The organism is Acinetobacter sp. YH12046 (assembly GCF_013419905.1).
Lineage (GTDB): Bacteria > Pseudomonadota > Gammaproteobacteria > Pseudomonadales > Moraxellaceae > Acinetobacter.
In genome coordinates this window covers 33,149-54,870 of the sequence record NZ_VOZF01000019.1, presented here as the reverse complement: position 1 = coordinate 54,870, position 21,722 = coordinate 33,149, and the positions used below count along the sequence as shown (strand labels likewise).

The 21,722-nt window shown below is 42.2% G+C and carries 24 protein-coding genes and 1 pseudogene; 10 read left to right on the top strand and 15 right to left on the bottom strand.

Features of this window, described 5'->3' with window-relative positions; all coding sequences use genetic code 11:
• Window positions 1-429 precede the first annotated feature (429 nt).
• The 4 genes and pseudogenes from FTU03_RS11275 to ftsY form a co-directional block, all read right to left on the bottom strand.
• Entirely contained in the window at window positions 430-1,095 is a 666-nt protein-coding gene (locus tag FTU03_RS11275) for a DUF2057 domain-containing protein (RefSeq protein WP_166134835.1), read from the bottom strand.
• A 195-nt stretch (window positions 1,096-1,290) separates the two neighbouring features.
• Window positions 1,291-1,884, bottom strand: coding sequence for a nitroreductase family protein (locus FTU03_RS11270; RefSeq protein WP_179992990.1), 594 nt, complete (start codon window positions 1,882-1,884; stop codon window positions 1,291-1,293).
• A gap of 182 nt (window positions 1,885-2,066) precedes the next feature.
• Window positions 2,067-2,756: pseudogene (locus FTU03_RS11265) on the bottom strand (nitroreductase family protein).
• A gap of 180 nt (window positions 2,757-2,936) precedes the next feature.
• Window positions 2,937-4,040: a signal recognition particle-docking protein FtsY gene (gene ftsY / locus FTU03_RS11260; RefSeq protein ID WP_179992991.1), complete on the bottom strand. Its 1,104-nt coding sequence runs from the start codon at window positions 4,038-4,040 to the stop codon at window positions 2,937-2,939.
• A 232-nt stretch (window positions 4,041-4,272) separates the two neighbouring features.
• Between ftsY and FTU03_RS11255 the strand changes: the two genes are divergently transcribed.
• Entirely contained in the window at window positions 4,273-5,613 is a 1,341-nt protein-coding gene (locus FTU03_RS11255; protein ID WP_373684503.1) for a M16 family metallopeptidase, read from the top strand.
• Between the two features lie 11 nt (window positions 5,614-5,624).
• Window positions 5,625-7,202 carry a pitrilysin family protein gene (locus tag FTU03_RS11250; protein WP_179992993.1) on the top strand — a complete coding sequence of 526 codons (1,578 nt, stop codon included), beginning with the start codon at window positions 5,625-5,627 and terminating at the stop codon, window positions 7,200-7,202.
• On the opposite strand, the gene FTU03_RS11245 is transcribed toward FTU03_RS11250, so the two are convergent.
• On the bottom strand, window positions 7,126-7,449 hold the full coding sequence (locus FTU03_RS11245; protein WP_179992994.1) for a hypothetical protein: 324 nt from the start codon (window positions 7,447-7,449) through the stop codon (window positions 7,126-7,128). The two genes, FTU03_RS11250 and FTU03_RS11245, sit on opposite strands and share 77 nt — an antisense overlap.
• A gap of 104 nt (window positions 7,450-7,553) precedes the next feature.
• Window positions 7,554-7,916, bottom strand: a complete 363-nt coding sequence (locus tag FTU03_RS11240) for a hypothetical protein (RefSeq protein ID WP_081402667.1) — start codon at window positions 7,914-7,916, stop codon at window positions 7,554-7,556.
• Between the two features lie 220 nt (window positions 7,917-8,136).
• Between FTU03_RS11240 and FTU03_RS11235 the strand changes: the two genes are divergently transcribed.
• The 3 genes from FTU03_RS11235 to FTU03_RS11225 all read left to right on the top strand — a co-directional run bounded on the left by FTU03_RS11235 (window position 8,137) and on the right by FTU03_RS11225 (window position 9,433).
• The gene (locus FTU03_RS11235; protein WP_034171084.1) at window positions 8,137-8,370 is read left to right on the top strand and encodes a hypothetical protein; all 234 of its coding nucleotides are present in this window, start codon (window positions 8,137-8,139) and stop codon (window positions 8,368-8,370) included.
• A gap of 156 nt (window positions 8,371-8,526) precedes the next feature.
• Entirely contained in the window at window positions 8,527-8,901 is a 375-nt protein-coding gene (locus FTU03_RS11230; RefSeq protein ID WP_034171083.1) for a DUF2750 domain-containing protein, read from the top strand.
• 100 nt (window positions 8,902-9,001) lie between these two features.
• Window positions 9,002-9,433 carry a CBS domain-containing protein gene (locus FTU03_RS11225; RefSeq protein WP_125279146.1) on the top strand — a complete coding sequence of 144 codons (432 nt, stop codon included), beginning with the start codon at window positions 9,002-9,004 and terminating at the stop codon, window positions 9,431-9,433.
• A gap of 140 nt (window positions 9,434-9,573) precedes the next feature.
• Here the strand turns inward: FTU03_RS11225 and trpB are convergent, their stop codons facing one another.
• The 9 genes from trpB to FTU03_RS11180 form a co-directional block, all read right to left on the bottom strand.
• Window positions 9,574-10,779, bottom strand: coding sequence for a tryptophan synthase subunit beta (gene trpB, locus FTU03_RS11220; protein WP_179992995.1), 1,206 nt, complete (start codon window positions 10,777-10,779; stop codon window positions 9,574-9,576).
• 107 nt (window positions 10,780-10,886) lie between these two features.
• The gene (locus tag FTU03_RS11215; RefSeq protein ID WP_179992996.1) at window positions 10,887-12,074 is read right to left on the bottom strand and encodes a VWA domain-containing protein; all 1,188 of its coding nucleotides are present in this window, start codon (window positions 12,072-12,074) and stop codon (window positions 10,887-10,889) included.
• Window positions 12,075-12,087: 13 nt separating this feature from the next.
• Window positions 12,088-12,939, bottom strand: a complete 852-nt coding sequence (locus FTU03_RS11210; protein WP_104426039.1) for a MoxR family ATPase — start codon at window positions 12,937-12,939, stop codon at window positions 12,088-12,090.
• Between the two features lie 21 nt (window positions 12,940-12,960).
• The gene (locus FTU03_RS11205; protein WP_159124440.1) at window positions 12,961-13,344 is read right to left on the bottom strand and encodes a hypothetical protein; all 384 of its coding nucleotides are present in this window, start codon (window positions 13,342-13,344) and stop codon (window positions 12,961-12,963) included.
• Window positions 13,345-13,365: 21 nt separating this feature from the next.
• On the bottom strand, window positions 13,366-13,671 hold the full coding sequence (locus tag FTU03_RS11200) for a YcgL domain-containing protein (protein ID WP_004783715.1): 306 nt from the start codon (window positions 13,669-13,671) through the stop codon (window positions 13,366-13,368).
• Between the two features lie 129 nt (window positions 13,672-13,800).
• Window positions 13,801-14,943, bottom strand: coding sequence for an HRDC domain-containing protein (locus FTU03_RS11195; RefSeq protein WP_179992997.1), 1,143 nt, complete (start codon window positions 14,941-14,943; stop codon window positions 13,801-13,803).
• 190 nt (window positions 14,944-15,133) lie between these two features.
• Entirely contained in the window at window positions 15,134-15,730 is a 597-nt protein-coding gene (gene recR, locus FTU03_RS11190; protein WP_125279141.1) for a recombination mediator RecR, read from the bottom strand.
• A 13-nt stretch (window positions 15,731-15,743) separates the two neighbouring features.
• Window positions 15,744-16,073 (bottom strand): YbaB/EbfC family nucleoid-associated protein, encoded by a 330-nt coding sequence (locus FTU03_RS11185; RefSeq protein ID WP_004783723.1) that lies wholly within the window; start codon window positions 16,071-16,073, stop codon window positions 15,744-15,746.
• Window positions 16,074-16,101: 28 nt separating this feature from the next.
• Complete coding sequence (locus FTU03_RS11180; protein WP_125279139.1) at window positions 16,102-17,289, bottom strand: O-succinylhomoserine sulfhydrylase; 1,188 nt, start codon at window positions 17,287-17,289, stop codon at window positions 16,102-16,104.
• Between the two features lie 142 nt (window positions 17,290-17,431).
• Between FTU03_RS11180 and FTU03_RS11175 the strand changes: the two genes are divergently transcribed.
• The 5 genes from FTU03_RS11175 to FTU03_RS11155 all read left to right on the top strand — a co-directional run bounded on the left by FTU03_RS11175 (window position 17,432) and on the right by FTU03_RS11155 (window position 21,640).
• Window positions 17,432-18,529: an alpha/beta fold hydrolase gene (locus FTU03_RS11175; protein ID WP_034171075.1), complete on the top strand. Its 1,098-nt coding sequence runs from the start codon at window positions 17,432-17,434 to the stop codon at window positions 18,527-18,529.
• A 55-nt stretch (window positions 18,530-18,584) separates the two neighbouring features.
• Entirely contained in the window at window positions 18,585-19,457 is an 873-nt protein-coding gene (locus FTU03_RS11170) for an NAD(P)-dependent oxidoreductase (RefSeq protein ID WP_166134859.1), read from the top strand.
• Window positions 19,458-19,539: 82 nt separating this feature from the next.
• Window positions 19,540-19,806 (top strand): YARHG domain-containing protein, encoded by a 267-nt coding sequence (locus FTU03_RS11165; protein WP_159124442.1) that lies wholly within the window; start codon window positions 19,540-19,542, stop codon window positions 19,804-19,806.
• A 31-nt stretch (window positions 19,807-19,837) separates the two neighbouring features.
• Window positions 19,838-20,251: an HIT family protein gene (locus tag FTU03_RS11160; RefSeq protein WP_159124443.1), complete on the top strand. Its 414-nt coding sequence runs from the start codon at window positions 19,838-19,840 to the stop codon at window positions 20,249-20,251.
• Window positions 20,252-20,587: 336 nt separating this feature from the next.
• The gene (locus tag FTU03_RS11155; RefSeq protein ID WP_159124444.1) at window positions 20,588-21,640 is read left to right on the top strand and encodes a porin; all 1,053 of its coding nucleotides are present in this window, start codon (window positions 20,588-20,590) and stop codon (window positions 21,638-21,640) included.
• Window positions 21,641-21,722 lie beyond the last annotated feature (82 nt).

The following is a 21,722-nucleotide window of genomic DNA, read 5'->3' as shown; positions in this document are numbered from 1 at the left end:
ATTTTCTGACAAATATTTCTCAAATAAACTTCGAGTAATTTCTACCATTCAATCAATGAAAATAATTTCGATCAATCAACCAGTAAAAATCCACACAAGTTGTTCTTCATAATCTCTTAATGATCTTACTTAAAACCTCGTCAGTTTTAAGCTCCAACCCAACCACTTAACGTTTCGTTTCATGCATTGCGTTGGTGTGCTGCGTATTCTATACAGTTTCCGAACCAGTGCAAGAGCTTTTCTTAAAAATATTCAAAAAAGCGCATTGTACGTTTATTTTTTAATCTGAATTGCTATTTTTAGCAGTTTTAATGCTTTTTTCCAGTCACTTTTGGCCTGAAATTTTAAGCAAATGTGAATTTCGACTGGTTTAGTTTTTATTAAAAGGGATCGTTGCATACGATCCCTTTTAATATTGAACAATAAATTTTAATTTTCCTGCTCGCCAAGCCAATTCATAAATTTTTGTCGTTCAGCTTTAGATGCCTGCTTCCATAACTGAATTAATTGCTGATCAAGCTGACCAACTGATGCATTTTCCTGAACGTTTGCAGTAGCAATATTCGGTGTACTTGCAGTTTGAGTGTAGACCGCTGCCGGCTGATTTGTTGGAGTTATTACTTTATTCGTTGTCAAATCCACAGATTTTCCTAAAACGCTTTGCCCTAGTAATGGTTTCGCTGCATCTTTTGCTCCCGCCTGCTGAACCAGAAGCTGATTTTTTGCATCATATAAACCAATAATTGGCTGATCTTTATATTTTTTCGCTTCATCAAAATTTTTAGGCGCGTTAATTAAAGCCAATTTATAAGCTTCACCATCTTTAAGTTCTGGAGTTTTTACAGTTACTACGCCAGATTTTAAAATGTCATGAGAATTGTCATTGTGCTGGAAAAATTCAGTATAGCGAACACTAATCGCATTCGTACCAGCATCCAGTTTATAAGTTTGATCTGAGCGTAATAGACCTGAACGTACTTCCTGATCATTCACTGCGATTATCTTGATTTCTTCAGGTACGGTTAATGTCACGGCTGAAAAAGCTGATGTGCTGCTCAATAATGCAACTACAGCTGCTGTGATACGTAAATCCATGTCACTCACTCATTCTGGTTAATATATAAAATTTTCATTGCACTATGCCGTGTATAAATGACAATTCTATGACAAATGCTTTGTCTCTACAGTACTTTACTCAGCATTTATCAGACTATCTATCTTCTGATTTCTGCTATATCACACATAAAAAAAGAAGTACTTAACAGTACTTCTTTCTCATCTCTAAATCGATTATGCAAAGGTCTTAAATCGTTCTGCATCATCCATAAAGGTTTTTTCACCTGGAGGGGCTTCGATTGAACCAAATACCAATTGAGCACGAAGCTTCCAGTTCGATGGAATACTGAAAGTTTGCGCCACTTCTTCATCAATGATCGGATTGTAATGCTGTAGTGATGCACCAACATTATGTTCAGCCAAAGCTGTCCAGGTTGCAAACTGAGCGATACCGCTGGCATGCTCTGACCAGATCGGGAAATTATCTGCATACAGCGCAAATTTTTCTTGCATTCCTTTAATGACATTCTGGTCTTCATAAAACAGTGCAGTTCCATAACCTGCCGCAAAACCATCTATTTTGCTATTGGTAGCCTCAAAAGCATCTGCTGACACCAGGTCGCGTAAAGTTTCACGCACAATATGCCAGAAAGTATCATGTGATTGACCAAACAAAATCACCACGCGTGAGGATTGCGAGTTAAAAGATGATGGACTATGTTTCACCGCCTCTTTAATGATGTTCTCAATTTCTGCCTGATCCAGGCTGACATTTTTCCCAATGGCATAAATACTACGGCGTTTTTTAATATGATCTAGGAATGCCATGATCTCACCTCGTTCTATTCTGATTATTTAAAACCGATAAGATCATCTTAAGCATTTTCACTGCCTAAAACAGTCTTATTTCGATAACAATGTGTTTTATTTATAGAACATTCTCAGAGATGTTAAGGTTGATCCTTTGTATCAGTCACCTTAGCACATACTAATTTCAAGAATCACAGGTCTTAGCTAAATACCTGGAAGCTGTCTGGGTTTACAGACTCAATTTTATCTTCTATTGCTTCTTCAATTGAACCGAAACAGAGCTGAGCACGTAGCAACCAGTTTTCATCAATCTTAAAATGCTCAGCTACAGGGTGATTGATCTGCGCATTATAATGTTGCAAAGAAGTACCTAGACCAGCATCTGCCAGCGCAGTCCACGCAGCAAATTGTACCATGCCGGAAGTCTGCTCTGACCATAGTGGAAAATCATCAGCACTAAATGGAACTTTCTTCTGTAATTATTGAATGGCGCGCTGATCTTCATAGAATAAAATCGTACCATAGGCATTTGCACATTGATCCAGCTTGATTCTAATCCCCTCGTAGACCGATGCCGGCACATGCTGGCATTGAACATCTTTCACAATGTTCCAGAATTGATGATGTGAATCGGCAAATAGCACGATAATGCGTGCACTTTGTGAATTATAGGCTGAAGGACAACTATGCACAGCTTCCTGAATCAGCTCGGTCAGATAAGCCTGACTGTAATGCACACGCTTACCTAGCTGATAGGTCCCACGGCACTTTTTTAATTTCTCAACAAAAGTGAATTCTAAATTTTCAACTGCTTTACTTTTTTTAGGAAATTTAAAATCCTTAGTCAGGTCAGTTGTTAATACCTGCCCAATTTTATTGAGTAATGCCATTTTCTACCCTCTACATATAGCCTGAACTTCAATCACCAGGAAAATCCCATACAATTATAATGGGTTTATTCAGGCAGGCAGGATTTGCTATTTTTTTATGCTGCTTTTTAGAGCATTCAAACTCCTTAAAAACAAAAAACTCCGCATTTAGCGGAGTTTATGTGACGCAAGTCGCATTAATTATTTTTCAGTTTCAAACAATGCAGCAACGAATGATTTTGCCGAGAATGGACGTAAGTCATCAATTTTCTCACCTACACCGATAAAGCGAATCGGTACATGGGTACGGCTGGCAATATTAAACAGCACACCACCTTTTGCAGTACCATCCAGCTTGGTAATGGTTAAACCCGTTAAACCTACTGCTTCATCAAACATTTCAACTTGATTAATGGCATTCTGTCCTGTACCGGCATCCACCACCAGCATCACTTCATGTGGCGCAGTCGCATCAATCTTCTGCATCACACGTTTAACTTTGGTCAATTCCTGCATCAGATGACCTTTGTTATGCAGACGGCCTGCAGTATCTGCAATTAAAACATCCACACCTTTGGCACGTGCACTTTCAAAAGCATCAAAAATGACTGAAGCAGAGTCAGCACCATGACCTTGGGCTACGACGGCGATATTGTTGCGTTCACCCCAGATCTGTAACTGCTCAGTTGCAGCAGCACGGAAAGTATCACCCGCAGCCAGCATGACTTTTTTACCTTCGCCTTGCAGACGTTTTGCGAGCTTGCCAATGGTCGTGGTTTTACCTACACCATTTACACCCACGACCAGAATTACATAAGGATTTTTGTTTGAATCGATATGCAGCGGTTTAACACGCGGAGCCAGCAGAGCCACCAGTTCTTCCTGAAGTGCTTTATACAGCGAGTGAGAATAAATCAGGTCACCGCGTGCGGTACGTTCAGTCAAATTGGCAATAATTGTTTTAGTTGCATCAACACCGATATCTGCAACCAAAAGCTGTTCTTCAACTTCTTCTAATAATTCATCGTCAATTTCTTTGCCACCAATCAGGATATTGACCATCCCATCGGCAAGATTTTTACGGGTTTTGGTTAAACCCTCTTTCATACGGCTAAAGAAACCGCCTTTTGTAGCAGGTTCTTCTTCCTGAGCTTCTGTCGCTACAGGTGCAGAAACTTCAGCAATTGTGCTTGGTGTTTCTACAATCGGCACATTAACCGCAGGTAAACTCGGTAATGTGACATCATCATCTCCGATATCAGCATCAATCAAAAATTTGTTTTGCCCATTAGATTGCTGTTGCATGCCGAATCCTTGAAAAGCATTGCGTTAAAAAATTGAATTCTAGCATAACTTGCAGTGTTTTGAGCGGGCAATCCAATCCATGAATAAACAACCAAAAAATAACAGTGTTTGGTTGCTTTCAATACAAGATTTCTGAAAAATAATCCTAAATACAAATATCTATTCATTGGAAGACTTTGTGTCCCTATCTTTTTTTGCTATCTCCTCCTTATCCAGAATCATCAAACAGCGGATTTCTCCAGTCGCAGTACTCATCCTGAGTTTCGGTTTTAACCCCGTACATGCCGCAACCCAGAGTGAATTATCCCGCACCACCATCGAAACATATTTAGGTAATGGCTTAAAAGTCATTATCCGGGAAGATCATCGCTCCCCGATGGTGATGACACAGATCTGGTATAAAGTCGGCAGTAGTGATGAGTCCGGCAATATTCTCGGTGTCTCTCATGCTTTGGAACATATGATGTTTAAAGGCACAAGCAAGGTTCCCAATGATGAATTTACCCGCCTGAGCCGGATTTATGGGGGCAGTATTAATGCCGCAACCTTTACCAATTACACGAACTATTATCAGCTCTATCCCAAAGCCTATTTTCCGATGGCGCTAGAACTTGAATCTGACCGTATGAACAACCTATTGTTACGCCAGCAAGATTTTGATCCGGAAATTAAAGTGGTAATGGAAGAACGGCGTCAGCGTACTGATGATAATCCGCGTGCCCAGGCATTTGAACGCTTTAGATGGATCAGTTATCCAACCAGTCACTATCGTCAGCCCGTGATTGGTCACATGAAAACGCTTAATAATATTCAGCTGAGTGATGTCAAAAAATGGTATCGAGACTGGTATAGCCCGAATAATGCCATTCTGGTGATTGTCGGAGATGTTGACGTTCAAGAAGCTCTCGTTCAGGTACAGAAATATTTTGGCGATATTCCGGCGCGTCCTACACCATCACGTAATGACGTACTCGAGTTTGAGCGCTTAGGCTATCGTCATATGGAAATTGAGAGCAATGTCCAGGTGCCTAATCTGTATATGACATGGAATGTAAAATCTTTGGCTACCGCCAAGAATCCTCAAGATGCCTATGCCCTAACCATTATCCGCAGCCTACTGGATAGCGGAATTTCTTCTCGGTTGCAGGATCGCCTGGTTCGCGACCGCAAAGTGCTTACTTCTGTGAGTGTGTCTTATGATCCTTATAACCGTGGAGACAGCCTGTTTGGTATTTCCGCACTTCCGGCTCCAGGCGTTAACTTGGCAGAAGCACAAACGGCCATCCAGAAAGAAATTGATTTATTAAAAACTGAAGCTATTTCTGAGTATGAACTGGCACGGATCAGCACACGCTTTATTTCAAATCTGATTTATAGTCAGGACAGTCTGAGCGGACAGGCCAAAATGATTGGAAACCTTGAAGTAAACGGATTGAGTTACCGCCTGATGGATGAACTGCCTCAGCATTATGACAGTGTCCGTGCAGAGGACATTCAGCGGGTTGCTAATGCCTATTTTGTCCGTGAAAATTTAAGTACGCTCTACCTTTTGCCTGAACAGAAAGCTCAATAATGGTTATTACAATGTCTAAAGTTCGCTCTCTTATCCTTTTAACCAGCTTAAGCCTCAGTTCAAGCCTTTGGGCAGAAAATTATTTAGATACCCAACCTGATCTGAATGATAATCCCAGTCAGTTACAAGCGATCCCTCTCCTGCAAAGTTTAAAAAACATTAATCAAAAGCAGGCATTTCAAGCACCTTTTATTCATGACCTGAATAATCACTACAAAGTTCGCACTTTATTTGTTGAAACCCGTGATTTACCTATGGTCGATATTCAACTGACCTTTAATGCCGGATCAGCACGAGATCAGGAAATTGTTAAAGGTTTATTTGGCTTATCCAGCACAGCAGCCAAACTGATGCGCGAAGGAACAGATAAATATACGGCCGCACAGGTAGCTTCAGTCTTTGATGCCACAGGCGCACAATTTAGCGTACAGGCTTATCGCGATATGTTTGTCGTTCGCCTGCGAACTTTGTCAGATCCCAAGAAAATGGAACCTGCTTTGGGCATGATGATGGAAGTTCTCAAAAATGCTACATTCAAGCCTTCCAGTATTCAATTAGCACTCAGCAATACTCAAGTAGGACAAAAACAGCTTCAGGAAAATCCAAGCAAACTGATGGATATCCGGTTTTATCGGGCATTGTATGACCAACACCCTTATGCCGAACCCATTACCGGCACGATTGGCAGTACCAAAAAAATCACAGCAGATTTACTGAAAAAATTTCGTGATCAGTTTCTGGTGGCACAAAACATGAATATTGCCATTACCGGCAAACTCAGTCCTAAACAGGCACTGGGACTTTCTGAACGAATTGCAGGCAATTTGCCTCAAGGACACAAAGCAGTTGCATTAGCTAATCCTGAGGAAAAATCGGGTTTTGATATTGTGCATTTGCCTTATAACTCATCCCAAGCACATGTGACCTTCGGCCACTTAGGACCAAACCGTTTTACTGAAGATCGGCTTGCTCTGGAAGTAGCCAACCGCATGTTTGGTGGTAGCGGCTTTAATGCAGTACTGATGCAGGAATTAAGGGTAAAACGTGGCTATACCTATGGTGCCTATAGTACATTCAGCTTTAGTCAGGCACCCGGTATATTTAGCTTCCGTTATTCCACTAGACAAGATCAATTACTGGATAGCATTCAGGTCGCACATCAAGCTTTTATCAACTTTGTAAATCAGCCAATTGATACTAAGCGCCTGGAAGAAACCAAGGCCGGGATGTTAAGAGCATTTCCGAATAATTACAGCAGCAATGCCACGATCAATGCCCAGTTAGGCACGATGGGCTTTTATGCAGAGCAAGCCGACTATCTATCACGCTATCCAGAACGTCTAGCCAAAATTACCGCAGCAGATGTGCAAAATGCCGTGCGCAAACATCTGCATCCAGAACGCTTGACACTGGTCGTGGTAAGTCAAGAATTAGATAAAGAAGCATTAAAACTACGATTGGAACAGAACCTGTTAGATCCTTCTACACCACTGCCGAATACGATTCCAATACCTAAGGCATCTCCACAGAAACCGGCGGAAGCTGACGAGCCCGTAGAGATTCCTGTTGATACGCCTGCATCAATTTAAGATATTGACCGCGATGGATGCGTTGCTGTTGCAGCAAAGTTTGAGCCATATCCTGTGTTTGGGGTAAGCTCTGCTGTTCTGCAAGTTGCTGAAGTAAATTAAATTGAGAAGTCGTCAGTGGACGATAAATGGCAAATGTAGCCAGACATAAAATTAATGCCACAATAAAAATAACAACCGCATTATAAATTTGTTCAAGCTTAATTTTATTCAGAAAATTGCTTAATTTTTTGCTATCTATAGCCATACACTACCTCAAGTTGCAGCTAGTGTATGGCTGGGCCCCATGAAGTTCAAGTCAAAGATTGAATGACCAGTATAAATACACATCTCGATATGACTATAAATCGGTTAGGATTTCAACAATTCGTACACACTCCAGGCAATGACCATAGCCACCAGACCTAAAACCAGTAAAATTGCAAACTTGCTTAAGCCGGCTTCTGCTTCAGGTGGATGCAGTCGATCTTCATCTGCAATTCGGACCAATTCATCATTATAGTGACTATAAAACTCTGCACGCTGGGTTTCGTCCAGAGCGCGGGTAAAATCATAAACTTCTTTACGTTGAGCCAGACTGTAATCACCTAGATGGGTATATTTGTCATAAATTGCCTCATCCAGTTTTTTACGGTGTACATGCGCCAATTCTGTAATCTGACTGGCTGTTGGGGGCATATCAAAACTGAGCCCTTCAAGAGTTCTTTGCATCATGTTGTTCTCCTTTTCTTTTGTTCTATTGTTAAAATCTATACCAACCAAACTTCCAAGTGTGTATAGTTTGATCGTACAAACTATAAATTAAGTAAACAGGAAAGCTGATATAGTTGACTTTTCCATTATTCTGTAATATTAGTTTAATAATACTAAGTTATATTTGTATTTAGACTTAAAAGTCTATCCGAAATCATAATTAAAATTAAGGAGTTTTTATATTATGCAGAATATCTCTCAACATGATTTGGAACATCTGTATGCAGATGCAGTGAATACCATTCAATCGCAAATGAACTTTGTCGATGCAGTAAAACAATTAGAAGATGCAGCGCGCGCCGGTCACGGTAAAGCAGCTCTCTTTTTAGCTGAACTGTATTATCAGGGTTTTCGTGTAGAACGAGATTCACTCAAAGCACAATACTGGCAGAACATGGCCACCATGCAAGCCTGAAGAAACGTCACCTCGGTGACGTTTTTTTATGCCATTTTTTCGAAATACTGCAATTAAGACATAATTTATTACGATTGCTTGCAAAGCTGAAACAGTAATTTCACTGGAACTTTCTAGAATAGAGCTGAACTCTAATAGCACTTTATTTTAACGACAATGCGAAAAATTATTCAATACGACCCGATTTGTAAAAACTTTCTTTTGAGGCTGACCATCCTCAAATCTATGATGTATTGCGGCGTTTTGTGGGGCGTCTATCATCAGGGTTGGGCGATGATGCGTGATCAGGAAGATTATATTTTTCCATTCTGGCTTAATTCTCTGGATGCCAAAAATTATGCCAAGGAACATTGGCCAGGTTATGTACCCCGTAGAATCAACCCGGAAGATTTCGAAAACAACTTGTTACCTACACTGTCCCGACTAGCCGTGACACCTACTTTATGTAGCGGCAATGGCACTAAACTAAAATTATCCATTCCACAGATGCGTCACCTGTTTTTTTCACAACAAAGACTGCACTTTGCCTAAAAACATGTTATTTATAAAGACATAAAATAGACACCTAGAGATGTTCAGCTGGATACATACTCTAGGACTAATAATAATTAGATAAAAAGGACTCAATAGAATGACCAACGTAGCACAAGTGCTCGGTGATAAAGTACATCAGGCAGTTTATACCATCCGTCCAGACTCTACAGTTTTAGAAGCAATTAGCCTGATGGCAGAAAAAGGAATCGGGGCGCTGGTCGTTACCCACGAAGACAGTGTGGTCGGCATTTTGTCAGAGCGTGATTACACCCGTAAAATCGCATTGATGCAAAGAACCTCTTTTGATACCACGGTCAATGAAATTATGACACCTAAAGTCATAACCGTGACTTCTGCAACTTCTGTTGAAGACTGCTTAGCATTAATGACTGACCGCCATTTACGCCACTTACCTGTAGTTGAAAATGACAAACTGATTGGCCTGATTTCGATTGGTGACTTGGTCAAAGCTGCAATGGAAGATCAACGTAAGCTGATTGATCAGTTACAACAGTATATTTCAGGCTAAAATTCTTTCTTAGTTAAATACGTAAATTAAGATTCAAACTCAAAATGTCATTACAAACAAATGACAATGTCATATCAAAACCAGATTAGATATAAAAAATCCCAGCCTTAAGACTGGGATTTTTTGATTATTAGATCAAATTAAAGACCGAGTTTCTCTGCGACATAGTCAGAGTCTTTATCACCACGACCTGAAAGATTCACTACAATCTTAGTCTCTTTAGGCAGTTTACCCGCTTCACGAATTGCCCAAGCCACTGCATGTGAACTTTCTAATGCTGGCACAATTCCCTCAACGCGTGACAGGGTCATAAAGGCATCCAGACACTCCTGATCTGTTGCTGTAGTGTATTCCACACGACCTAGATCTTTCAGCAGGCTGTGCTGTGGCCCTACGCCTGGATAATCCAGCCCAGAAGCAATCGAATGCACAGGTAAAGGCTCACCCTGCTCATCTTCGAGTACATAACAGGCCATACCATGCAACTGGCTTGGTTTACCCAAAGTCAGCGTTGCGGAATGCTTATCAGTATTTAAGCCATGACCTGCAGGCTCTACCCCCACCAGTTTCACTTCTGGATCATTCAGGAATGCCGTGAATGCCCCCATGGCATTTGAACCACCACCCACACATGCCACCACAAAGTCTGGGTTTGCACCGAAGCGTTCATTGGTTTGAACCTTGATTTCATCGCCAATAATGGACTGGAAATCACGCACCATCATTGGGAATGGATGCGGTCCTACCACCGAACCAATCGCATAGATATAGTTTTTCGGATCTTTCAAGTATTCTTCAAAAGCACTGTCGACTGCATCTTTAAGGGTCGCAGTACCACGCGTCACAGAAATCAGCTTAGCACCCAAGATTTTCATCTTTACGACGTTTGGATGTTCTTTTTCGATATCCACCTGGCCCATATGAATTTCACATGGAATACCCACCAAAGCACATGCAGTAGCCAATGCTACACCATGCTGACCTGCACCGGTTTCTGCAATGACTTTGGTTTTACCCATATATTTCGCCAGCAGTGCTTCACCCAGGCAGTGATTGATTTTATGTGCACCGGTATGATTCAGGTCTTCACGTTTTAAATAGATCTGTGCTCCACCTAACTGGTCAGAAAGGCGTTTAGCATGAAACAAAGGGCTAGGACGGCCGACATAGTTAGCAAACAGGTCTTTTAATTCATTTTGAAATTCTTCAGTTTGACGGATTTCCTGATAGGCAACATTGATGTCATCCATGGCCTGTTTTAGATCCGGTGGAATGAACTGACCGCCATATTGACCAAAGAAACCCTCTTCATTGGGCAACGCAATACCATTAATTTGATGAGCCATAATAATTCCTGATTATTGGAATAAGGTATAACAAGTGACTTTATACTAGAATAATTCGTTTTAAAGCACTAATAACTATAGATAAAGTCACTTATAGATAAATGGAATCAACGCGCCAGATATTTGGTCATATCCTCAATACCTTTTAAGGTCATTGGAAACATATGATCTTCAAAGATTTGCTTAATCAGGCCAATAGTATGCGTGTAATGCCAGTATTTTTCTTCTTCAGGATTGAGCCAAGCGGTTTTATCAAAATGCTGACGCAGACGCTGTAACCAGACCTGTCCTGCCTCATCATTCATATATTCGACCGAACCACCGACGGAGTTCAACTCATAGGGTGCCATGCTGGCATCACCCACTACAATCACCCGGTAATCCCGTCCATAGGTATTGAACAGATCCCAGGTATTCATGCGCGAGCTGGAACGACGGACATTATCTTTCCAGACATAGTCGTATAGACAATTATGGAAATAGAAATATTCCAGAGTCTTAAATTCGGTCTTAGCGGCGCTAAACAGTTTTTCACACTGAGCGATATGCGCATCCATTGATCCACCGATATCAAACAGCATTAGTACTTTAATACGGTTACGACGCTCCGGCACCAATTGCACATCCAGAATCCCCTGTTTGGCGGTTTCACGAATAGTACTATCAATGTCCAGTTCTTCAGCCGCACCCTGACGAGCGAACTTACGCAAACGGCGCAGTGCCATCTGCATCTGACGACTACCAAGAATCTGATCATCATCCAGATTACGGTATTGACGCTGTTCCCAGACTTTGACGGCGGAACGTTTACGCCCCGGCCCGCCAATGCGCACACCTTCAGGATGATCACCATAGGCACCAAATGGCGATGTGCCACCAGTACCAATCATCTTATTCCCGCCCTGATGTTTTTTATGCTGTTCGCGCAAGCGTTCTTCCAGCATTTTCATCAGTTCTTCCAGCGATCCGGCTTTTTTCAGTTCTTCACGCTGTTCAGGGGTTAAGTGCTTTTCCAGAAGTTCCAGATCAAACCAGTCTTTGGGTAGTTTATGCACCTGATTCAGCAGTTCATCCAGATCAAAAGTCGCGATACCATCAAAGTAATCTTTCATGGCGCGATCGAACTTGTCGAAGTAGCGCTCGTCTTTGACCATCACAGTTTTAGCAAGCTGATAGAACTCGCCCTGATCAGCAAAAATCACGCCTGCCGCCACCGCTTGATTCAGATCAATCAGCTCACGGGTGGAAACTGGTACGCCATATTTTCTGAGGGTATAAAACAATCGCACAAACATGCGTGTTTCTCCCTTAGCGACGCGACATAAAGGCTAGACGTTCAAGCAGTTGTACATCCTGCTCATTTTTGATCAGCGCGCCGTACAAAGGCGGAATCGCTTTGGACTTGTCGGTATTTCTTAAAATGTCTTCCGGCATATCATCTGCCATGAGTAGGCTTAGCCAGTCGATCAGTTCTGAAGTTGAAGGTGGTTTTTTCAAGCCTGGAATCTGACGTAACTTGAAGAAGACTTGCAGAGCTTCATTCACCAGCGTTGCTGAAATATTCTCAAAATGTACATCGATAATTTCACGCATGGTCGCTTCATCCGGAAACTCGATATAGTGGAAGAAACAACGGCGCAGGAAGGCATCTGGAAGTTCTTTCTCGTTATTTGAAGTGATGATGACAATCGGACGCTGAGTCGCAGTAATGGTTTCCCCCGTTTCATAAACGAAGAAAGACATCTTGTCGAGTTCGTGTAGCAAGTCATTTGGGAACTCGATATCTGCTTTATCGATCTCATCAATCAGCAATACACAGCGTTCTTCACTGGTAAATGCTTCCCAGAGTTTACCCGGCTTGATGTAGTTCTTGATGTCATAAACGCGATCATCACCTAACTGACTATCACGTAAGCGTGATACCGCATCATATTCATACAGGCCCTGCTGTGCCTTGGTCGTTGATTTGATATGCCAGGTAATCAGCTTCAGTCCAAGGCTTTGTGCCACCTGTTCAGCCAACAAGGTTTTACCTGTACCCGGCTCACCTTTAACCAGCAAGGGTTTTTGCAAACTACGCGCAGCTTTCACAGCTAGTTTTAAACTGTCAGTGGCAATGTACTGATCCGTACCTGAGAATTGTTGAATATCAGCAGACATGATTGAACCTTATTTTTCTATTTACAGCGGTGAACTTTTCTTGTTTGACTCAAGACCCGTTTTACTGGATGCATAGGTCGACCAGCAATAGCCAATCACAGACCCGATACCAATGACAAATAAAATAAGTGACGCATTAATCCAAACGAGTTCATATTCCTTGGTCAGAATACCAAACAGCAGCCCGAAAATAGCAGGTGCAACTGAAGCATTACTGCCTTCAGAAACGGTTGGGGTTAATAGCACGGCAAAGGCTAACAACCATAAAAAACCGCCCATTGCCTTTGGCATGCGCTTGGTCACGCCATACCAGCAGGCTAACGCAATCAGACTGCCCAGCAGATACACTGCAAACGCAATACTCTGGTCAGGAATTGAGTCCAATACAGCTACAAAACCATTCATTTCACAACTCCTGAACTGAGCTTAAGCCCCACGAAGACCTTCTGGCGCTGGCGCATTCGGGTTAATCAAACCTTCTGGTGGCATTTGCAGGAAGAAACCACGAGTAGAAATTGAATCCATCACATGTAAAACATTGGCACGTGCCAGTTTACGCGATTCACTCAATTCAAGATGCATGACAAAAGTCGCACGACCAAAAGCAACACGTACCGGTTCAGCCAATACCTCTAGTGGTTCAAATGTTTCGGCTTCGTTCTCATCTGCAGGACGCGCCACATAAAGATACATTTCATCTTTTTTGCTAGATTTGTAGATAGACACTTGCATGTTTCAAACGACTTTTCTGAAAAAACAATCGCAAGGATACATCAAAAAAACGACAGAAACATTAGCCGCCTCCAATGCATCAGTCGTGATTTTGTATAATTGCTTTATCTTTAATCAATCCAGTAAAAATCACTCAACCACTTTCATCTGGGTCGACAGATAAGACTCATCCTGATGCAATACCTTAATTAGCGGCAGAGTTAATAACTCATAGCGCCAACCGAGCAAGTAGTTTGGCAGATCCTGTTCATCCTTATGACATACTACATGCTGATATAAGGCATTCAGCCATTTCTTGCGCATCAGCACTTCTTTCGGTACGGAGATTTCATTGGATATATTCTGGATCATTGTTTCAACCTTCTCGCCAATCTCTCTGGATGAATGGCGGATTGGGCGTGCCAGACGTAATGGCCAGTCGGCTTGGTCAGGCAGGAATTTCAACAGATCCAAAATGGTCTTGCCATGTTCACGGACAATATTCGCCCGGATGTCTTTCATCTGACTGAGCTGGAAATTATTGCGCGGGAATTTCTCTACCAGATCAATCATGGTCGAGTTTTTCAGAATAAAACTACGCGGCTGATTCAACGCCTTGGCAATCTGCTCACGCCATACAGCCAGTTGTTGCAACTGCATTAATTGACGGCGTGAATGACGATAATTACCGACATCCTGATAAAGTAAGGCAGTCGGTGTTTCTTCACCAATTTCATGGGTCAGAAAACGGCAATCCTCAAGAGCGAAATCGAGCAGATATTTGCTTTCCAGATCCTGTTTGACTTTATCCGACAACTGCACCAGATAATGCACATCATTGGCTGCATACAGTAACTGTTCAGAACTTAAAGGTCGTGCCAGCCAGTTAGAGCGGGTCTGATCTTTTTCAATATCGACATCCAGCATCTGTTTCAAGGCATTCTGATAGCTGACCTGCAAACCATGTCCGAGGAATGACATGCCGACCTGTGTATCAAAGACATTGCTCAGGGCTTTTTTCTGGGTGTAATGATAAATCAGGTCAATATCTTCACTACAGGCATGGAAAATATTCTGTTGAGCATTAAAAATCTTATTCAGAAATTCACTCAGATCCAGTGTTGTTCCATCCAGCAGGTAGACCTTGTTATTGACATTGATTTGAAAAACACCAAGTTTTGGCCACAAGGTGTCTACCTTAATGAATTCTGTATCCAAGCCATAGACTGGATTTTGATCCATAAGGTTCAGGACATGATTTAAGTCGTGCTGATGTTGAATAAATTGAAACATAAAGACTGAGTCTAAAATTAGATGCTCGATGAAGCTATATTACCCGATATATAGAATTTTTATATAAAAATGTGACAACCAAATCACACTTTTTGTTCCATATTTTTCGAATATAGCTTATCTAGTAAACATTTTATATTTTTACTAATATATTTTTTATATTATATATTAAGAGAATATAATTAATATTTCACTTAATTCGCATCCGGTTATGCACTGCCTGACTCAACGTATGACTATCGACATACTCCAGTTCTCCGCCTTGAGGCACCCCTTGAGCGATACGCGTCATTTGCACAGGTAAATGTTTACTGGCTTCAACCAGATAATGTGCAGTTGCCTGTCCTTCGACAGTCGCATTGGTGGCCAGAATCACTTCCTTGATCTGTCCTTGACTTAAGCGTTGCAGTAAATAGGGAATACCGATTTCTTCAGGCCCGATTCCATCTAGAGGTGACAGATGGCCGCCCAGAACATGATATTTACCGCGGAAACTGCCGCTTTGTTCAATTGCCATGACATCTGCCGGTGATTCCACGACACAAAGCAGTTCATCATCACGCTCAAGTGAGGTACAGATATTACAGACTTCATCTTCTGTCAATGAATGGCAGATTGAGCATTCATGAATGTGATCGGTTGCTTCAGTCAAGGCATGTGCCAGACCGATCGCCCCTTCACGATTTTTCATGATTAAATGCAAAGCCATACGCTGGGCCGATTTCGGCCCAACGCTTGGCAAAATGCGTAATGCTTGAACCAGTTGATCAAAACGATCACTAAACATTGCGCATACTTCCTTAGAATAAACCAGCCAGACCAGGTGGTAAGCCCATACCTGAGTTTGCAGATTTCATTTTCTCTTCAGAGATCACTTCTGCTTGACGCGCTGCATCATTCATCGCTGCTGCAATCAGATCTTCGATCATATCTGGATCGTCCTGTAACAGTTCAGGATTGATTTCGATACGTTTCACCACATTGCGGCAAGTCATGGTAACTTTCACCAGACCGCCACCAGCCTCAGCATGCACTTCAGTTTGCGCAAGCTCTTCTTTGGCTTTTTTCATGTTGTTTTCGACTTCTTTTTGCATGCGCTGTGCTTGCTGCATCAACATATTAATGTTCATAAAGATCTCCGAACATATATTTATAAAATTAGATTAGATCTAAACCGCGTGTAATGTCGCGAATAATATCATCAATCTCTTCCAAACCAACAGAAACGCGAATTAAACCTTCACGAATACCCGCTGCTGCTTTGGCTTCTGGAGACAATTTACCATGCGTCGTAGTTGCCGGATGAGTAATCGTTGATTTCACATCACCCAGGTTACCGGTGATTGAAATGAACTGGGTATTGTCAATTACTTTCCAGGCACCTTCACGACCGCCTTTCACTTCGAAAGATACGATACCACCGAAACCGGTTTGTTGTTTTGCAGCCAGTTCATGACCGATATGCTCAGGCAAACCTGCATAGTAAACTTTTTCTACTTTCGGATGTGCATTTAAGAATTCTGCCAGTTTTTGTGCATTGGCAGAATGTTCACGCATACGTAAACGTAAAGTTTCTAGACCTTTCAGGAATACCCAGGCATTAAACGGGCTCATAGAAGGACCGGTAGTACGTACATAACCAAAAATTTCTTCAAGCAGTTTGTGGTTACCTGCCACAGCGCCACCGAGTGCACGACCCTGGCCATCCAGATATTTAGTCGCAGAATATACGACTAAGTCTGCACCAAATTTGAGTGGTTGTTGTAACACTGGTGTACAGAAGCTGTTGTCAATCGCGAGCAATGCATCATTGGCATGTGCAATATCTGCCAAAGCCTGAATATCTGCCACTTCAGCCAGTGGGTTTGACGGAGATTCAACAAAAAGTAACTTGGTTTCTGGCTTGATGGCATTTTTCCATGCATCCAGATCCGTCAGATCGACAAACTCAACTGCGACACCAAATTTAGCCACGTATTTTTCAAATAAAGAAACTGTTGAACCAAATACGGCGCGTGAACAGATGACATGATCGCCTGCTTTCAGGTAAGCCATCGCTACTGCCATAATCGCAGCCATACCAGAGCTGGTCGCAACAGCGCGTTCTGCGCCTTCTAAGGCAGCCAGACGCTTTTCAAACATGGCAACAGTTGGATTAGTAAAGCGAGAGTAAATATTACCCGGCTCCTGGCCTGAAAATTTCGCTGCGGCTTCAGCCGCATTTTCATAAACAAATGACGATGTTAGAAAAATCGGTTCACCATGCTCACCCTCGAAGCTGCGGGTGTGACCGGTACGGATGGCTAAAGTTTCTAATTGATAGTTAAAATCGTCTTGCTGGCTCATCACTTTACTTCAGCCCAAAGGCTGCCTTTTGTAAAAAATTGCCAACATTTTGAGCGTCTAAGCTATTTCAGGTCAAGGCATAATAAGCAATTATTGCTTAGACTTCGACCAATTCTCCTTTGTATACGGATAAATTATTTACATGATTCAGTTAAAACAAAATATTCAACGCCAGAAGAAAAAATTAAAACACCTGAATGCACGGTTATTTAACTCGTCTTCCCTGATTCTTTCGCAAAAAACGCCCTTTGAATATATTGCTGCGACTGAGTTCTGCAAAATTCGCTATTATGCAGCGCCTGAAAAAAAGTACCGTGAGCCGTTAGTCTTTGTTGCCCCTCTTGCGATTAATATGGATATTTATGATCTGTATCCTTACCGTTCACTAGTCAAGCATTTTCAGCATAGCGGTTTTGATGTCTATTTAGTGGAATGGAAACGTTTCCGTTATAAACACCGTCACTTGAATTTCCTGTCTTTTATCGACGGCGCGATTCCTCAGGCTATTGAACGAATCTGCTCGCATTCAGGCAGTCAGTTTATTTCCTTGCATGGCTGGAGTATGGCTGGAATTTTTGTCACGCTTTATACTGCGCTACATTCCCCTGAACATGTTAAAAACCTGATTGTACTGGGTAGCCCGATTGACAGTTATGCATCCGGTCGCGTTGGCAAGCTTTTTAGCACCACCAACAAGCTCATTTCCAAAAATAAAACCCTGCAACAGGCGATTCACCAAGGATTGATTCCTAAGGAATATATTCATTCGCCCGGCATCATCAATGCATTGGGATTTAAGCTCCTTGATCCGATTGGCTGGTTTAAAAGCCAGAAGCAGTTTTTGATGAACCTGGAAAATGTTGAAGATGTCTATGAACATGCCACCATGGGCAATTTTTTGAACAAGATGATTGATTATCCGGGTGGAATCAATCAGGACATGGTGCTGCACTTATGGCTGCAAAATCCTTTAAAAAATGGCTCAATGACTTTAAACGGCCGAACGATTGACCTAAAAAATATTAACTGTTCCTTACTGGTCGGGGCTGGGAAAACCGATCAGATTGTTACAGAACAGTCAGCTAAACCTTTGATGGAATTGACAAGTAGTACCGATAAGACGTTTACTCTTATCCCGGGTGGTCATCTTGGACTGATGTCCAATCAGAAAACAGCCAATACATTCTGGCCGAAACTGACCACCTGGCTGGCACAACGCTCAACCCGGATAGATGCTTAATTCCGGAAGAGCCGGCAATTTTCAGGTATTTATTATTTTATTCAGAGGGTATGACATGATTCAGTCAGTGGCATTTATTGGTTTAGGCGCAATGGGTTATCGCATGGCAGCGCATTTACCCAAGCATTTTGAGACAGTTTATGTCTGGAACCGTACTTTTGCCAAGGCTGAAGAACATGCTGCTGAATATGGCACCCAAGCTGTCGCTTTAGAACAGGCAGTTCAGGCAGATATTATTTTTTCCTGCCTGCCGACCAGTGCCGATGTTGAAGCATTAGTCCAAGGCCTCAGCCTTAAAGCTGGCAGTATCTGGGTAGACTGTACCAGCGGTGTTCCTGACGCTGCCCGACGCTTAGAAGAAGCACTTGCTGAACAGGGTGTGATTTTCCTGGATGCGCCTGTGAGTGGCCAGACCATTGGTGCGGAAAATGGCACATTGACTGTGATGGTCGGCGGTAATGCGGAAGGCTTTGAAAAAGCCCTGCCAGCGATGCAGGCGTTTGGCAAATTGATCAAGCATGTGGGCACATCAGGTGCCGGCTTTGCGGTAAAAGCGGTAAATAATATGTTACTGGCTGTAAACCTGTGTGCAGCAGCAGAAGGCTTTACCACACTGAAAGCGCACGGCGTTGACCTGAATGAAGCGCTGGATTGTATCAATGCATCAAGCGGTAAAAGCAATGTGACTGAAACCGTTTTACCACAGCGTGTTTTGAACCGTAGCTTCCCTGTTACCTTTGCCCTGCCTCTTTTAGCCAAAGATACAGGCATTGCACTTGATCTTGCGCGCGATGCCAAACTGGCAGTACCACTTCTCGCTTTAGGTCAAAGTCTGGTGCAAGCTGCTAGCAATCTGTCGGATAAAAATAGTGACTTTTCCAGTGCTGTAAAAATGTATGAATCATGGAGTAATATTACCATTGAGTAATATCTCGCCATTGAATAATAATAAACAAACCTAATATTGTGACTATAGACTAGCCACATGCAGTGATACTGAGGAAACTCTTATGAATAAGTTATTTGTTGCAGCACTCGTCGGTTCTGCAACTTTGTTTGGGGCTTCAACATCGGTTCTTGCATCTGAACAGGAATGCAAAAAATTGAAAAATGACCATGATGTCATTTATGCATCAAAAGGTTTCTGTTTCAAGGATCCTGAAGCAAAAGCAAAGTTTAATGACAATTGCTACACAACCAAGCCAAAATTTTCAGAAAAAGAGCAGCAACGTCTTGACGCGATCAAAGAACGTCAGAAAGAATTGAACTGTAAATAATACAATTCAATTCTGCTCAAGGAATGCACTTATGACTTACGATGACCAAAATATTTTTGCACGAATTCTGCGTGGTGAACTTCCAGCAATTAAAGTGTATGAAGATGACCGAGTTCTTGCATTTATGGACATCATGCCACAGGCCGATGGTCATACTCTGGTCATTCCTAAAACTCCAGCAATTACCTTGCTTGACCTGGATCCTGAAGTTGCAGCCTATACCATTCAGGTGGTGCAAAAAATTGCCAAAGCGATTGAAAAAGGTTTAGGTGTAGATGGCATTGTACTCATGCAGCTCTCTGGCGCTGCGGCGGGTCAGACTGTTCCGCATGTTCATTTCCATCTGGTACCTACCTCTTTGCACAATCTCGGCAAACATGCTGCACAAATGGGTGATCAGGAAAAAATCAAACAACTGGCAGAGAAAATTAAAGCTGCTCTTTAATTCATTCTTCGTCCTTAAAAATGGAGCTTCGGCTCCATTTTTTATGCCTTATTTTTCATTTTTTATCACCATTCATAAATACAGTATTCCTCTTAAATGACTTTATTAAAACCGCATTACTCATCTACTGGATCAGCGTTAACTAAAGCAAAAAAATCCTGCACAGAATCTTAAAAATTAAAATTGCTCCCTTTTTAGATTTCATAGATCTGCAATATTTCCTTAACCATACTGACTTATTCATCCTCAATACTGAGCACCAATACAGGATGGTAGCCAAGACCGAGCTACTGCATACACCTCAAAAGACCTAAAAAAGTCTGATTGGAGCTTTATATGAAAAAATCACTTTGCATTTTCGCAATTGGGGCAAGCGTTTTTACACCGCTCATGGCAGTCGCTGCTGATGTTAAAGTCTATGGCCGTGCACATGTGTCTTTAGATTATCTGGATGATGGCCAGGATTATAATGAAATTGGAATTTCCTCCAATGCATCACGCCTTGGATTTAAAGCTGAACAAACACTTGAAAATGGCATGACCGTATTTGGCCAGATTGAGCAGGAAATTAACTTTGCCAGTGGCTCTGCAAATGATGATGTCGAGTTTGCTACTCGTGATACCTTTGTCGGTTTAAAAGGTGAGTTCGGTCAGGCACGGATCGGCCGTTTCGACAGCCCATTTAAAGTGGCGCGCAGTCCAGTTAACTTCTTTGGAGATATGGTCGGCGATGTACGTAATGTGACCCGAGTAGGGAATCTGCGTTTTGATGAACGTAATGCCAATAGCATTGAATATAAATCACCAAAATTCGGCAATGGATTTAATGTTCTGGGTGCACTTTCCCTACATGAAGCCAACAGCCCGGATGCATCTAAGGATGGTGAAAAAGATAAAGATAAGGCTTATGACCTTGCCCTTACCTACCAAAAAGATAAAGTTGATTTTGCAGCGGCATATGAACATTATGAAGAAGAAGCCAGTCGTGGTGAACGTGATGGTTTCCGGATTGCAGGTGCCTACAAAATCACGCCAGACTTGAAACTCGGTGGTCTGTATCAGTTCCTTCAGCATGACAATACCGAAGTCAATCCTGATGCTCAGGTCTTTGGCATCGCGGGTGAATATAAATTAGCAGCCAAAACCTCATTGCGTGGACAGGTCTTTCACCGTGATGTAGATGCCGATGATGCCAATGCTACTTTACTGGCGATTGGAATTGAACATCGTCTTGACCCAGCAGTCCGCATCTACAGCAATCTGGCCAGTGTATTAAATGATGAAAACTCAAATCTGACACCTTGGGCACAAGGCCGTAGCAATGCAGTGGCTGGCGCACGTGGTGAAGACAGCTTCGGACTATCGGTCGGTATGCGTTACGACTTCTGAAGCCCTCCCCAATTCCATATTAGAAAAGAGCCTGCCTGATGCGGGTTCTTTTTTATTTTTTAATTAATCCCGACTATTTTAA

What these genes read in the sequence shown, in the direction of transcription:
- FTU03_RS11275 (WP_166134835.1), bottom strand. Translation starts at nt 1,095, where the DNA reads ATGGATTTACGTATCACAGCAGCTGTAGTTGCATTATTGAGCAGCACA.
- FTU03_RS11270 (WP_179992990.1), bottom strand. Translation starts at nt 1,884, where the DNA reads ATGGCATTCCTAGATCATATTAAAAAACGCCGTAGTATTTATGCCATT.
- ftsY (WP_179992991.1), bottom strand. Translation starts at nt 4,040, where the DNA reads ATGCAACAGCAATCTAATGGGCAAAACAAATTTTTGATTGATGCTGAT.
- FTU03_RS11250 (WP_179992993.1), top strand. Translation starts at nt 5,625, where the DNA reads ATGTCTAAAGTTCGCTCTCTTATCCTTTTAACCAGCTTAAGCCTCAGT.
- FTU03_RS11245 (WP_179992994.1), bottom strand. Translation starts at nt 7,449, where the DNA reads ATGGCTATAGATAGCAAAAAATTAAGCAATTTTCTGAATAAAATTAAG.
- FTU03_RS11240 (WP_081402667.1), bottom strand. Translation starts at nt 7,916, where the DNA reads ATGATGCAAAGAACTCTTGAAGGGCTCAGTTTTGATATGCCCCCAACA.
- FTU03_RS11230 (WP_034171083.1), top strand. Translation starts at nt 8,527, where the DNA reads ATGCGAAAAATTATTCAATACGACCCGATTTGTAAAAACTTTCTTTTG.
- FTU03_RS11225 (WP_125279146.1), top strand. Translation starts at nt 9,002, where the DNA reads ATGACCAACGTAGCACAAGTGCTCGGTGATAAAGTACATCAGGCAGTT.
- trpB (WP_179992995.1), bottom strand. Translation starts at nt 10,779, where the DNA reads ATGGCTCATCAAATTAATGGTATTGCGTTGCCCAATGAAGAGGGTTTC.
- FTU03_RS11215 (WP_179992996.1), bottom strand. Translation starts at nt 12,074, where the DNA reads ATGTTTGTGCGATTGTTTTATACCCTCAGAAAATATGGCGTACCAGTT.
- FTU03_RS11210 (WP_104426039.1), bottom strand. Translation starts at nt 12,939, where the DNA reads ATGTCTGCTGATATTCAACAATTCTCAGGTACGGATCAGTACATTGCC.
- FTU03_RS11205 (WP_159124440.1), bottom strand. Translation starts at nt 13,344, where the DNA reads ATGAATGGTTTTGTAGCTGTATTGGACTCAATTCCTGACCAGAGTATT.
- FTU03_RS11200 (WP_004783715.1), bottom strand. Translation starts at nt 13,671, where the DNA reads ATGCAAGTGTCTATCTACAAATCTAGCAAAAAAGATGAAATGTATCTT.
- FTU03_RS11195 (WP_179992997.1), bottom strand. Translation starts at nt 14,943, where the DNA reads ATGTTTCAATTTATTCAACATCAGCACGACTTAAATCATGTCCTGAAC.
- recR (WP_125279141.1), bottom strand. Translation starts at nt 15,730, where the DNA reads ATGTTTAGTGATCGTTTTGATCAACTGGTTCAAGCATTACGCATTTTG.
- FTU03_RS11185 (WP_004783723.1), bottom strand. Translation starts at nt 16,073, where the DNA reads ATGAACATTAATATGTTGATGCAGCAAGCACAGCGCATGCAAAAAGAA.
- FTU03_RS11180 (WP_125279139.1), bottom strand. Translation starts at nt 17,289, where the DNA reads ATGAGCCAGCAAGACGATTTTAACTATCAATTAGAAACTTTAGCCATC.
- FTU03_RS11175 (WP_034171075.1), top strand. Translation starts at nt 17,432, where the DNA reads ATGATTCAGTTAAAACAAAATATTCAACGCCAGAAGAAAAAATTAAAA.
- FTU03_RS11170 (WP_166134859.1), top strand. Translation starts at nt 18,585, where the DNA reads ATGATTCAGTCAGTGGCATTTATTGGTTTAGGCGCAATGGGTTATCGC.
- FTU03_RS11165 (WP_159124442.1), top strand. Translation starts at nt 19,540, where the DNA reads ATGAATAAGTTATTTGTTGCAGCACTCGTCGGTTCTGCAACTTTGTTT.
- FTU03_RS11160 (WP_159124443.1), top strand. Translation starts at nt 19,838, where the DNA reads ATGACTTACGATGACCAAAATATTTTTGCACGAATTCTGCGTGGTGAA.
- FTU03_RS11155 (WP_159124444.1), top strand. Translation starts at nt 20,588, where the DNA reads ATGAAAAAATCACTTTGCATTTTCGCAATTGGGGCAAGCGTTTTTACA.